This is a genomic window from Cohnella herbarum, from assembly GCF_012849095.1.
Classification (GTDB): Bacteria; Bacillota; Bacilli; order Paenibacillales; family Paenibacillaceae; genus Cohnella; species Cohnella herbarum.
Genome location: NZ_CP051680.1, coordinates 1,917,508 through 1,930,117, shown reverse-complemented (window position 1 = coordinate 1,930,117; position 12,610 = coordinate 1,917,508). Strand labels below are relative to the sequence as shown.

The 12,610-nt window shown below is 44.7% G+C and carries 19 protein-coding genes; 18 read left to right on the top strand and 1 reads right to left on the bottom strand.

Annotation, left to right across the window (positions count from 1 at the left end; translation table 11 throughout):
* Positions 1-15 precede the first annotated feature (15 nt).
* From HH215_RS08505 to HH215_RS08455, 11 genes are all read left to right on the top strand, one after another.
* The gene (locus HH215_RS08505) at positions 16-675 is read left to right on the top strand and encodes a hypothetical protein (protein WP_169279507.1); all 660 of its coding nucleotides are present in this window, start codon (positions 16-18) and stop codon (positions 673-675) included.
* Positions 676-695: 20 nt separating this feature from the next.
* Complete coding sequence (locus tag HH215_RS08500; RefSeq protein WP_169279506.1) at positions 696-1,223, top strand: GNAT family N-acetyltransferase; 528 nt, start codon at positions 696-698, stop codon at positions 1,221-1,223.
* 41 nt (positions 1,224-1,264) lie between these two features.
* Positions 1,265-1,810 (top strand): GNAT family N-acetyltransferase, encoded by a 546-nt coding sequence (locus HH215_RS08495; RefSeq protein ID WP_169279505.1) that lies wholly within the window; start codon positions 1,265-1,267, stop codon positions 1,808-1,810.
* Between the two features lie 43 nt (positions 1,811-1,853).
* Positions 1,854-2,717 (top strand): YfiT family bacillithiol transferase, encoded by an 864-nt coding sequence (locus tag HH215_RS36830; protein WP_310735568.1) that lies wholly within the window; start codon positions 1,854-1,856, stop codon positions 2,715-2,717.
* A gap of 45 nt (positions 2,718-2,762) precedes the next feature.
* Entirely contained in the window at positions 2,763-3,233 is a 471-nt protein-coding gene (locus HH215_RS08485) for a GNAT family N-acetyltransferase (RefSeq protein WP_169279504.1), read from the top strand.
* A gap of 89 nt (positions 3,234-3,322) precedes the next feature.
* Positions 3,323-3,583 (top strand): DUF2164 domain-containing protein, encoded by a 261-nt coding sequence (locus HH215_RS08480; protein ID WP_169279503.1) that lies wholly within the window; start codon positions 3,323-3,325, stop codon positions 3,581-3,583.
* Positions 3,584-3,622: 39 nt separating this feature from the next.
* Complete coding sequence (locus HH215_RS08475) at positions 3,623-4,504, top strand: class I SAM-dependent methyltransferase (protein ID WP_169279502.1); 882 nt, start codon at positions 3,623-3,625, stop codon at positions 4,502-4,504.
* A 53-nt stretch (positions 4,505-4,557) separates the two neighbouring features.
* Positions 4,558-5,262, top strand: coding sequence for a VOC family protein (locus HH215_RS08470; protein WP_169279501.1), 705 nt, complete (start codon positions 4,558-4,560; stop codon positions 5,260-5,262).
* A gap of 5 nt (positions 5,263-5,267) precedes the next feature.
* The gene (locus HH215_RS08465) at positions 5,268-5,996 is read left to right on the top strand and encodes a YqjF family protein (RefSeq protein WP_169279500.1); all 729 of its coding nucleotides are present in this window, start codon (positions 5,268-5,270) and stop codon (positions 5,994-5,996) included.
* A 28-nt stretch (positions 5,997-6,024) separates the two neighbouring features.
* Positions 6,025-6,534 carry a hypothetical protein gene (locus tag HH215_RS08460; RefSeq protein ID WP_169279499.1) on the top strand — a complete coding sequence of 170 codons (510 nt, stop codon included), beginning with the start codon at positions 6,025-6,027 and terminating at the stop codon, positions 6,532-6,534.
* Positions 6,518-6,715: a helix-hairpin-helix domain-containing protein gene (locus HH215_RS08455; protein WP_169279498.1), complete on the top strand. Its 198-nt coding sequence runs from the start codon at positions 6,518-6,520 to the stop codon at positions 6,713-6,715. Before HH215_RS08460 ends, HH215_RS08455 begins: the two co-directional genes overlap by 17 nt.
* On the opposite strand, the gene HH215_RS08450 is transcribed toward HH215_RS08455, so the two are convergent.
* Positions 6,705-7,151 carry a hypothetical protein gene (locus HH215_RS08450; RefSeq protein ID WP_169279497.1) on the bottom strand — a complete coding sequence of 149 codons (447 nt, stop codon included), beginning with the start codon at positions 7,149-7,151 and terminating at the stop codon, positions 6,705-6,707. The genes HH215_RS08455 and HH215_RS08450 overlap by 11 nt on opposite strands.
* A 76-nt stretch (positions 7,152-7,227) precedes the next feature.
* Here HH215_RS08450 and HH215_RS08445 point away from each other — a divergent pair, with 76 nt between their 5' ends.
* The 7 genes from HH215_RS08445 (at position 7,228) to HH215_RS08415 (ending at position 12,542) form a co-directional block, all read left to right on the top strand.
* On the top strand, positions 7,228-7,704 hold the full coding sequence (locus HH215_RS08445; protein ID WP_254450556.1) for a GNAT family N-acetyltransferase: 477 nt from the start codon (positions 7,228-7,230) through the stop codon (positions 7,702-7,704).
* Between the two features lie 41 nt (positions 7,705-7,745).
* Positions 7,746-8,309 carry a GNAT family N-acetyltransferase gene (locus tag HH215_RS08440; RefSeq protein WP_169279496.1) on the top strand — a complete coding sequence of 188 codons (564 nt, stop codon included), beginning with the start codon at positions 7,746-7,748 and terminating at the stop codon, positions 8,307-8,309.
* Between the two features lie 169 nt (positions 8,310-8,478).
* On the top strand, positions 8,479-8,814 hold the full coding sequence (locus tag HH215_RS08435) for a DUF4870 domain-containing protein (RefSeq protein WP_169279495.1): 336 nt from the start codon (positions 8,479-8,481) through the stop codon (positions 8,812-8,814).
* A 118-nt stretch (positions 8,815-8,932) separates the two neighbouring features.
* Positions 8,933-9,739, top strand: a complete 807-nt coding sequence (locus HH215_RS08430; protein ID WP_169279494.1) for a GNAT family N-acetyltransferase — start codon at positions 8,933-8,935, stop codon at positions 9,737-9,739.
* 188 nt (positions 9,740-9,927) lie between these two features.
* Positions 9,928-10,440 carry a hypothetical protein gene (locus tag HH215_RS08425; protein WP_169279493.1) on the top strand — a complete coding sequence of 171 codons (513 nt, stop codon included), beginning with the start codon at positions 9,928-9,930 and terminating at the stop codon, positions 10,438-10,440.
* A gap of 135 nt (positions 10,441-10,575) precedes the next feature.
* A complete protein-coding gene (locus HH215_RS08420; protein WP_169279492.1) occupies positions 10,576-12,138 on the top strand; it encodes a family 10 glycosylhydrolase in 1,563 nt (520 codons plus the stop codon).
* Positions 12,139-12,161: 23 nt separating this feature from the next.
* Positions 12,162-12,542: a hypothetical protein gene (locus tag HH215_RS08415; RefSeq protein ID WP_169279491.1), complete on the top strand. Its 381-nt coding sequence runs from the start codon at positions 12,162-12,164 to the stop codon at positions 12,540-12,542.
* The last annotated feature ends 68 nt before the right edge of the window (positions 12,543-12,610 follow it).

The window sequence follows — 12,610 nt, the reverse complement described above, 5'->3', positions numbered from 1 at the left end:
GTGAATACTCGCATCGTGAAGAAGTTATTAATTATCCCACTACTATTCTTGCTCGCAGGTTGCGGGAAAGAGACGGTTCTCCAATCCGCGCAAGCAACCGTGAACGATAGCAACTCTAACTCCATCACGGTTACGGGACCGATGACGATTTCAACCAACGATTTATATTCGGTCACTCATAAGAACGATAAGTTAAATCTTCAATTGGTTAAAGGAAGATACTATGAAGACTGGTCGCCAAGCCCCTTTTACGGAAGAGGCTGGTCGGGTGATTTTCAGATTGTAATAACCGATGAATATGGAGAGGTCAAAAGTACGTTTCCATTAAACGAACACTTTACTAATGACCTCATCTTTAATGACTTCTTTCAAATCGAATTCGATGATTACAATGGGGATGGCCAAGCTGATTTTACAATCGGACAGTATGGGACTAGCAATGGATATTTCTTTAAAATATTTTCAATAACGGATGATGACCATATCAAGGAACTACCAGTGAGCGGAAATCCGGAACTATTCATAAGCGCGGGAAACGGCAGGTATTCAACGAAATTAGAAAAGATAGACGAAATCACCATTAAGAAATCAAGTTACGATAACTCAATTGGGAAAGACGTTGAGGTAACTTTAAGATGGGATGGGACGGAGTTCGTAAGATTAGACAGTCGATAACAAGGAGATATTGGTCGGTTATGATTACCTATCGAACGATGACGCAAGATCAAGTAAATAAGCTTAAAGAAATCGACAGGTCGGAACATATCGATCTTATCTATAAGATGCAAAACGGAAACTTATTGGAGATCGGCGCGAACCATGAATGTCCCAATTGGAATGTAGAGATGATTGAGGAATTGCAAGAACGTTATCTATTCGAGTTAAGCCATGGAGGAACGGCGATCGGAGCTTTCGATGGCGATATGTTGATTGCGTTCGGAGTTCTAGCTCACAAATTCAGAGGCGCTAATCAAGATCAACTCCAAGTGGATTTAATGTACGTATCAAGAAATTATAGAAGACAGGGAGTTGGCACCCAAATCTTAAATCAGCTTGCGGATGAGGCAAGAAGCAGGGGCGCCAAGTATTTGTATATTTCGTCAACGGAAACGAGGTCTGCCGTCTCTTTCTATAGAAGCAATGGAAGTCGGTTAACCGATGGCATCGATGAAGAGCTGTTTAATAAAGAACCGGAAGATATCCATATGATTAAAGAACTGTAATCTACTGAACCCGCCAGAAGAACAAGATCGGAGAATCCCTTATGATCATTTATCAAAGCAATGAAATTTCCCTTAGAAGTCTTGAACCGGAGGATGCGCCCTTGCTAGTAAGATGGCTCTCGGACCCTGTGGTCTTAGAATATTATGAAGGTCGTGATCGACCTCATGATATGGACTTGGTAAGGCAGCATTTTTATGAGGATTGCGAAGGAGTCACCCCTTGTATTATTCAATACAACCAAGTCGACATCGGATACCTGCAGTTTTATCTCATTGATGAAGATGAATTAGAGCAATATGACCTTAAGGATTACCAAGGCAACATCTATGGGATGGATCAATTTATCGGCGAAAGCGAATATTGGAACAGAGGAATCGGCTCGCGGCTTATTCAAGAAACCGTTAAATACCTGATAGATCATCAAGCGGCAACGAAAATCGTGATGGACCCTCAGGCATGGAACACTAGAGCCTTAAGAGTCTATGAGAAATGTGGATTCAGAAAGAAGATGTATCTGGAAAAGCACGAGATGCATGAAGGACAGTTACGAGATTGTTGGCTGATAGAGTATGATGCGAAAGTTTAGTGCCAGCTAAGCAAGTATTCCGATCCCAAGAGGAGTGATCGTATTGGAACTTAATCGTTATGCCGGACAATATGTTAAGATCATTACCAAAAATCAAGAATGGATGGTTTGCGAGATTCTCGAACTGCCAGACAACGAAAGTCTACCTGACGGTCACAGCATGATCAACATCTTTGATCGATCCAATCGGAACATCAAATCCTCCAAAGGGCGAATGGTTCTTATGCATGAAGACGTGGTTCGGATAGAGGAGTTGGAGCCGGAAATACTTCAAGGGATTCATTTAACGTTGACCCGTGTGCCTGATATCGTTGAGGTTTACAAATCTCTAAACAGAGAAGAATTACCCAGTAGAGTTTCCTTCGGAAAGATAGGGGAACTGGATCAAACGCGTTTTCCGATAGGAAAGTTCGAACCGATTCCGTTACCCTCGTCCGAAGAGCGTCAAAGCTTTATCAATCAGATTCCGGATATTACGATAACGCTTAGACATACGTTGACGAACCTCACGCTTGATCAGCTTCAAACCCCATATCGTCACGAGGGCTGGACCATTCAGCAAGTCGTTCATCACCTGGCTGATAATGATATGAACGCTTATTTACGCTTTAAGAGGGCGCTAACCGAAGATGAACCTCTGGTTCATTCCTATCGCGAAGATTTATGGGCTGAACTCAACGATTACAAAGACGTCCCTATCGAAACGTCAATTCTACTTCTTGAATCCCTCCATAGCCGCTTCTTAAGCGTACTTAACGGTATGAACTCAGATGATTATCATAGAAAATTAAGGACCCAATTACTAGGCAACATTACGTTGGACATAGCGCTTCAAAGGTTCGTATGGCATAATCGTCATCACATTGCGCAAATCACGTCATTAATCAGAAGGAACGGATGGTCTTGAAGCTTTTGGATTGGTTTAGATAAAATTTTCCGGGAGTGATTGAAATTGGAGCTTGAAATCATTCAAACTACGGATCACGAATTGATCGCGCGGCTGAATAAGGACGTCCATGACTTGCATGTGAGCTTATACCCGGAATACTTCAAACCTTATAACTACGCGGCAATGAACGACTTCTATCAGCACATCATGGGCAATTCGAAGTTCCGCTTTTATATAATAATGGATCAAGAACAATCGCTTGGATATGTATGGATTGAGATCAAGGATTACGAAGAAAATGCGTTTAGAAATTCGTACAAAGTCGTTTACGTGCACCAACTGAGCGTTGCGGAAGAGTTTCGGCATAAGGGACTCGGCTATCAATTAATGAGTAAGGTTGAACAAATCGCTAAAGAAAACAGCATACATAAAATAGAACTGGACTATTGGGTCGATAATAAAATGGCTTCAAGCTTTTACGAGAAGCTCGACTATAAGAAATACAGGGAATTCGTATTTAAAGGGGTGGAGTGAGTAACCAGCCTCGCGATGCGATCGCAGCAGGTCGTGCTTGGGTTCGAGGCGAACCGGCGATCGGCGATGACAAATAAAGGAGGGTCCATATGACCATTATATTAAAGCTGCCAAGAGAAGAAAAAGACGAAATCGTTCGGAGCGTGCAAGCTTATTTCGAAGACGAGCGATCGGAAACGATCGGAGCATTGGGAGCGGAGCAACTCATCGACTTTATGATTAAAGAACTCGGGCCCTATTTGTACAATAAGGCGTTAGCGGACGCAAGAACGGTAATCAACGAAAAATACAATCAATTGGACGATGAATTATATACGCTGGAGAAACCGACTTACAACGGAAGAAAATAAGATGAAGTAACGGCACTGATGACTATAGGAGCGTGTAGAATGTCCGACTATTATTGGGACACGCAAATCGAATATCTTAGAAACACGCGATGGCTATACTACAATGATGATTATCTTGAATTTCTGGTAACCAAAGTCTGGAAAATCCATAAGCCGGTTAACATTATTGATTATGGATGCGGATATGGTTATCTTGGAATTAAACTGCTTCCGCTCCTTCCCGAAGGATCGACCTATACGGGCATTGACAAGGGTGAAGAGTTGATCCGGAAAGCCAAGGACATCTTTCATAATCTTCCGTATCAGACTGAATTCATCGCCGAAGATATCGAACGTTTCGAAGTCGGTACCAAGTATGACATTGCGATGTGTCATGCTTTTTTATTACATATGAACGACCCGACATCCATATTGGGGAAAATGAAGGATAGCGTGCGGGATAAGGGGAAAGTCATTTGTTTCGAAACTCACTGGATCGCGAATATGGCGAACTACGGCTTTGATGATCTCGAACCCTCCCAAGTTATTCGCTTGGGAATTCTTCAGAAGCTGTTTGAAGCAGATGCGAAGTCGGGAGGGAAACAAGGGAATATCGGGATACGAATACCGATCATATTAAGCCAATTGGGATTAAACCACGTAGAGTGCAGAGTCAGCGATAAGGTTAATTTTCTAGATCGAAATATGGATAGGGACAGCAAATATAAGCTCTTTCGCTCGTTACGGGAGGATGGGATCGGGCAAGAACCTGGCGATGAGATGGAAATTATAGATAACCTTATGTCGAGGGGATTAACTGAAGAAGAAGCCAAGGCTCAATATGAAGCAGAATTGAAATTTTCTAAGGAATTCGGGGAGGACTTTTGGCTAACTTGCGCTCCGAATATGAAGATAACTTTTGGAACGGTCGTGCATAAGTGAGGTTCATATCCGATATTCTGGTGTAATGAAATGGCATTCGGGAGGGGATAAATATGTTCATTCAAGAAATCAAATTGTTCGCGAACAATTTGGAATCTATAGTCGACTTTTATAATCGGGTGTTAGAGCTGCCAATAGTCAAGCGTTCCGAGAGACGGGTTTCTTTCGAAGTCGGGGAATCGAGATTAACGTTCGAACGATGCGATGCCGAGCTCAAACCGTATTATCACTTTGCGTTTAACGTGACGGAAAGCAAAGCCGATCAAATCGTTCCCTGGCTGAAGGCCAGAGGAATCGTGATTAACCTCACCAATGAAAAAGAAGTCAACTTCTTTAAGGATTGGAATGCCCATTCTGCTTATTTTTACGATCCCGCTGGCAATATCGTTGAATTCATCGCGAGACATAACACGAAGCAAGAGTCGGATCAACCTTTCAATCCGGAAGATTTGTTAAACATAAGCGAGATCGGCATGCCGGCGCTCGACGTGATCTCGCTGTCAGAATTGTTGATCGAACGATACGATGAGCAAATTTATCTCTCCGGGGACGACATGTTTACGCCGATCGGTGACGAGCAAGGCTTGTTAATCCTTTCCTCCTTAGATCGCATCTGGTTAGGATCGGATAAGAAAGTCGAAATTTACCCATTGGAAATCGTCATCGCTAACGCTTGGGAAGACACTGTTCAGCTTGAAAACTATCCCTATCGGATCACCTCGAGAGCCGTATCCGGAAAATCTAACAAGGGAGACTGAATGCGATGAGATCGGATCATCGACCTTGGCCCGTACCTTCCAAGCCTTGGAGAATGAAGCAAATCTGGCATAACCTGTTGTTCGCTCATTGGCCGATTGCCGTGGAGAAATTACGACCGTTTATCCCAAGTCCGCTGAAGCTCGATGTTCACGAGGGGCAGGCTTGGATCGGGGTTATCCCTTTTCGTATGAGCGGAATACGGTTACGTTACTTGCCGCCGATCCCGTTGACATCGAAATTTGCCGAGATCAATGTTAGGACTTACGTGACGATAGACGACAAACCGGGCGTCTACTTCTTTAGCTTGGATGCGACTCATCTTCTTGCCGTCAAAGGCGCGAAAGCCTTGTATCATTTGCCTTATTATTGGGCGGATATCAAGGTCAACGATTTAAACGGAACTTTCATGTATGAGTCCAAGCGGCGAGGCACGGGGGAGAATGCTCTTTTTCATGGGATATACAAGCCCGTTTCTACTCCCTATGCGACACAAAAAGGCGCGTTAGATCATTGGCTTACGGAAAGATACTGTTTATACTCAAGTTACGGAGACCGAATCTTTAGATGCGAGATTCTTCATCACCCTTGGCCGTTACAGCATGCGGAAGCAGAGATTTACGCCAATACGATGACCGCCGGCTACGGAATCCAGCTTCCCGCCGGACCTCCCATTCTACACTATTCCGAGCGTTTAGAAGTTTTAACATGGGGACTGGAAGAAGTAAAGCATTAATTCGGGAGCAAGCAGGGAGCGAAGATCATTGAAATCAACTCTTTTGCTCTTATTGAATCTCGTCAGCTTACTATCCATCTTTCTGTTCATCGAACACGCGATGACGGTTAGTCCGGGGCAAGTGTCCGGAAACGGTAACCCGGCATTACTATTCGTGATACCGATCGTTGTTCTATTCCTTGTGCTAGTGTATCAATGGTGCAGATGGATTAAGCTTAAGCTGATCCCGTTAAAATGGACGATTATTGCAAGTATGGCGGTCATATTCCATTGGGTGGTAGGTATTTCTTATCAACAGACGAGCTTCCAGCGGTACAAACAACACATCGCCCAAGCCAATAAGAGCATTTCGGGAGAAATCGATTGGGCGTATATCGATTCCATAACGTCGGGTTTATCTATTCATATCAACAACCAAATCTTTAATCTTAATACTTACTTGATGATGGTCACGCTATCTTTAATGCTTGCAATACTCTTAGTCGTGCTAAAACGCAAAATAGAGGAGGCACTACAAGTCCATGACAGAAGCGAATGATCTACCAACCGGATTGTCCAAGCCCGCGCAAAGAGCGCTGCACAACGCAGGGATCACGCGCTTGGAGCAGATCTCGAAGCTTAACGAGAATGAAATCAAGCAATTGCACGGCATTGGACCGAATGCCATTAAACAGCTGCGCGCAGCTCTCGAGACGAAAGGCTTGTCGTTTATTGACTAAGCTGCCACGCTGTCTCTAATCGGTTGTTTCGGATAAACAATTCCGTATCGTAATCCAATTCCACGACCATCGTCTTAGGTTGATTGGACGTCAGGAACAACAGCGCTTTAGGCTTAGTTTGCGGTTCTAAGAACAAGTAGAGCTCTTTGATTCGACTTGTATAGAACCGGTTCGCGGGCCGAATCGGGGACTCGAATACGAAGTGCAGGACAAGCCCATTTCGGGGATTCAAAGAAAATCCTCCGAACATTGCGGGGGAAGATTGTAGTACCTCGACGATTGATTGTTCTAAAACCGCATCGAACGGAATCACTTTAGTTACTTTTTCCTGTTTTACATCGAAAATAGCGACATTCGGAGCTTCCGAAGCGGGAACGGCGCGATTGTTGAATGCGAAGAAGAAAACAACCGCAATACATAGGATTCTCATAAGCATGTGCATTAGTTCACCTCAAGAAAATGATTCCCAAGAGGAGATCATTTTAATAATCATATTGGAGTCGTAGACGATGATGAATCAATTGGATAACGCTAACCTTATCATTAAACCAATGGGTCCTGATCAAGCCCCCCCTTGGGACCTTCTATTGCTGGCTGATCCATCTAGAAACTTAGTCGAAGAATACGTGAGCAGAGGGATTTGCTATTTGGCTTATTTGGATGAAGAGTTAGTAGGCGAATTCGTCCTCATCCGTACGCATCCTGGGACGATCGAGATCGTGAACGTCGCCGTTGGAGAAAATTTTCAAGGACGAGGAATCGGAAAGGCGTTAGTGTTACGCGCGATCGAGGAGTCGAAATTGCTCCATGCCAAGACGATCGAGATCGGAACGGGAAGCACCGGAGTAAAGCAACTGAAGCTTTACCAGAAGTGCGGATTCAGAATGTTTGCGGTGGACACCGATTTCTTCGTCAAACATTACGAGGAAGAAATCTTCGAAGAAGGCATGCGGCTCAGAGACATGGTCAGGTTGCGATTGGAGATTTAGCACCATTTTCATCAATCGAGGTAGAAGCGAGGGGGAGCCATTTGTTCCAGTTTACCGGGTTAGAAGGAGATAGAGTCAAGTTAATTCCTTTGGAAGCTAAGCACGCCAAATCCTTATACGATTGTTCGAGGGATCCCGAAATTTGGGCTAACTACCCGATCAAGATTCATTCGCTCGACGACATGAACCGTTTTATTGATAAAGCGATAGATGGTCGTGAACGTAAAGAGCAATATCCATACGCTGTATTCGATAAACAGCTCAATGAGTTCGTCGGCTCGACGCGTTTCCTGAGAATTTCGGAGGAGCATCATAATCTCAACATCGGATCTACATGGTATTCTTCTAAGGTCTGGAGAACAAGAGTAAATACGGAAACAAAATACTTGATGCTAAAGCATGGCTTTGAGAAGTTGGAGACGAATCGGATCGAGATCATTACCTCTACGGAGAACGTAAGATCGCAACGAGCAATCGAAAGATTGGGAGCGACTAAAGAAGGCATTTTGAGAAAAAAATATTACGATATGGACTATGTGATCTATAGCATAATTAGGAGTGAATGGAACGATGTAAAGCGCAGGCTAGAGGGGTATCTTTCCTAACTCTCCATCCTAATTACGTCCCTGCAAGCGACGAATAGTTCTTGAAGACTAGTCCTTCGAAAGTCCGATTACCTGTAATGACCCAAAAAGATGACGGAAGTAACTAGCGTACCCTTCTTAATCTGGAATATAATAGGTGTATTACATTCCATTGGATGAGGTGTTATTCATGCAACGTCATGAAGAGTTCAATACAACGGTAAGCGAATCCGATATTCGGCAAAATAAAGGAATCACTATCGTTGCTTACATTCTGTTCTTTATTCCTTTACTTGCGGCCAAAGAATCACCCTTCGCGCAATTTCATGCGAAACAAGGATTTAATCTGTTCCTGCTTGCTCTAGCAGTCAATATCGTGCTTGGAATTATTCCGATTATCGGGTGGCTTTTATTGCCGCTAGCTAATCTTGGCGTTCTCGTCCTGGCGATTATCGGTATTCTCAATGTCGTTAACGGACAAGTAAAGCGACTTCCTTTAATCGGAGATATCGTCATCTTGAAATAAAGGTATGAGCTTTCAATTATTCAAACAAGCCCCGTCAGCCATTAGGGTGATGGGGTTTGTTCACATTTCAGAGGGGTTGCAATGCTATGAACAAACAACAATCGGCGGGTGGCGGCTTATGATCACTATCCCGTCCGCTCAGCTCATTGAGGAGATCGAACGATCCGAAGTCGATTACATGCGGGATCGCATGATCGCTATCCAGAGCAGGCAAGGCAACCCGGAAGGCATAGAGGTCGCAAGGTTCGGCAATGCCACTTGTTATTACAGCAAGACGATGCCGTGGGCCTCGTTCAATACGGTGAAAGGCTTCAGAAGCAACGACTTGGATGCCATCGATGCCATCTTGGATTTCTATCGATCGAACAATCGGAAACCGCTATTCGAAATCGTGCCTTCGCTTGTCGATGCGAATGCGTTGAAACGTTTGTCCGAGCGCGGATTCTACCCGTCTGGATTTCATACATCGCTTTACATAGAACCATCGTCATTAATCGAGGGCTTAAGCGATGATATTCGTATTAGAGAGTTACGAGAAGAAGAGTTCGATAGCTATGCAAGCATCCATTGTAGAGGTACTGGATTATCGGATGACGGAATTCCGTACGTAGCTGCGAACAATCGGGTTCTGTACGACCGTCCAGGCTGGAAGTTCTATTTGGCCTTATATCGGGAAACCCCGGCTGCCGTCGGAGTCATGTACATGAAGGAACGAATAGCGTCATTGACTTTCGCGGCAACGTTACCCGAATTCAGGAATCAGGGGTTGCAGCAAAGCTTATTGCTTCGAAGGATCAGGGAAGCGGCAATTCAAAATTGCAGTCTCGTCGTGGGCCAGTGCTCTTTTTTGTCCCAGAGCCACCGCAACATGGAACGTATCGGAATGAAGATCGGTTACGTGAGAACGTCTTGGGTTGAAGGGTAGGCAAGTTTAGTCAGACTAAAAACCGCTCGAGCGCATATGTTTGACGTATAGGCATGAATAGGTACGGTATCGGATTAAAAAAAATTAATTTTTACTCCGAAGAAGTGAAACCTAATGATTGGCTCCAACGTCTAATGGGTATAAGTAAGTGAAGGCTGCTATACGCCCCAGAAGGAGAGAATGCGGTTATGATCAACAAAATACTAGTCAGCTTTGTCGCCGTATTATTGGGGTTCACGTCTTTCGGATTTATTCAAGCCAATACGAACGATTACACGCCAGTCCCTCAAGACTCGCACACGAAGGCCGCTTATATCGATCGACTCTATCAGAACGACGGCCGAACGTATTTGGATGTCGATTTCATAGAGTGGTATGAAGGCGAAGATGCGAACCGTGTATTCCGCGAGAGAGAGCAGGATCCCGAGATGACAGAGGCTCCGGACGGCTATTACATCGTGAACGATGATACTGTATTGCAATCGTTGGAAATCGCAGCCGATGCGAAAGTGTTTATGCAAATCTACAATCGAACAGGTCATATCGAAGAAGCGGATACCGTATGGAACGAACAGATCAGCGTCGACAAATTCATTTCCTTGTTCACGGAACCGTCCGAGATGGACATGAAGGATTTTCCTTATCACTTCACGATAGAGAACAATCGAATCGTTAAGATCACCCAGCAATTCATTCCATGATTTTCTCTATAGATTAAGCGCCTCCGTTTTGATGGAGTCGCTTTTTTTGCGTTTCTCTGCAACTACTTCCCTCTATTAACGTCTAACTTATACAATGTTTTAACAACATGAGTAAAGTTTTGGAGGCAATCTTCTATGCGGTTAGGCAACCGGCTTTTTTTGTTCGCGCTCAGTTTCGCTCTCATTCTATCATTAATCGGAAATGCTTCCATCACTCATGCACAACCTCAGTCCGCTATTAGCATTTACCTCGATGACAACAAAATCAATGCCGACGTACCTCCGTACATTATCCCTAAATTAAACGTTACGATGGTTCCGCTTAGCGTCATCAGCAAAAACCTTGGAGCGGGAGTATCTTGGTCGCAAAGTACGAGAACGGTCACGATTAGGCATGAAGGCACGACGTTAAGCATGAAAATCGGACAAAAGTTCGCGCTCGTGAATGGAACGGAAGTCGGCTTGGATGCAACCGTTCAAGCCATCAACGGACGGGTTATGGTTCCGCTTCGGTTCGTAAGCAAGCAGATGAATTTGCTTGTTACATGGTATCAATCCGCGCAAACGATTAAACTTCAGACGCAAGGGGGCTTGACGGATATGTCTCTCAAAGGCGCTTGGATTTCCACCGTGTATAACCTTGATTGGCCTTCCGACAAATCGTACGCAAATTCGGAACAGCAGCGACAAGAATACATACGATTATTGGATGATTTGCAGGGTATGGGTTTGAACAGCGTATTCGTACAAGTAAGGCCGTCGGCGGACAGCTTCTACCCCTCTAAGCTCGTACCTTGGTCTAGATTCGTGACAGGGAAGCAGGGGCAAGCACCGGACTATGATCCGCTTGCGTTCATGATCGAAGAAACCCATCGACGCGGGATGGAGTTCCATGCGTGGTTTAACCCGTTCAGGGCAAACACGGATGCGAAGACGGATAATTTAGCCTCGAATCATGTCGCGATCGAGCACCCGGATTGGATCGTGAAATCGGGCACCCTAATGTATATTAACCCAGGCATACCGGAAGCCCGACAGCATATTATCGATGTCATCATAGAAGTCGTAAACGGGTATGAGATTGACGGCGTTCATTTAGACGATTATTTCTACCCTTCGAACGGTGTATTCCCGGACGATGCCACCTATACGCAATATAATGCAGATCCGCTATTGAATAAATCGGATTGGCGCAGAGATAACATTAATCGATTTGTCGAGGATTTAGGTAAGTCCATACAGCAGGCGAAACCGCAGGTCAGATTCGGAATCAGTCCTTTCGGCGTATGGCGCAATCAAGAAGTAGATCCGACCGGATCGGCCACGAAAGCCGGCGTAACGGCCTACGACAATATGTATGCCGACGTGCGTAAATGGATCAAGGAAGAGTGGATCGACTATGTCGCACCCCAAATTTACTGGAGCATGACTCTCAAGATTGCCCAGTACAATACGTTAGTCGATTGGTGGACGAACGAAGTTCGAGGTACGAAAGTTGACCTCTATATTGGACATGCGCCATATAAGCTCGGTACGCCGGAGATCGGATGGAACAATGCCCAGGAGATTATCGATCAATTAAAGTACAACCAGCAATATTTCGAGATCAAAGGCGATATTTTTTTCAGCGCCCAGCATTTGCGGAAAAATCCGCTAGGTCTTGTGCCGCTCTTGAAAGCTTATTATAATGCGAAATAAGTTGCTAATCGAAGAGGTGTCGGATGTTGGAGGATGTCGTTAAGAAGCTGAAGTACAAATCCGGACGAGCGATCGTATTGTTCCCTCCGGAAGGGTTTCGACTTGGAATCGAAACCGACGAACGCTTGGAAGGAAAGTTCGAATTCGTTCTGCTATTCGTGAACGATGCGAAAGAGACGATCGAGAGGCTGAAGCAAGTCATCCCTCATCTGGCCGATGACGCCGTATTCTGGATAACGTATCCGAAGCAAAGCTCCAAGGTGAAGACGGATATCAACCGCGACATCCTGTGGAAGCTCATTCAGGAACATTCCGAGTATACGTTGGTAAGTAACGTATCGATCGATGAGAAGTGGTCCACGGTACGGGCTCGGCATATTAGCAAAACGAGTAGGAAATCATAGATATTTTTGAGAAAAAGGAACCCCCTGAAAGGCGTCGCGAGGACGTCATTCAGGGGGTATTTTTTTTC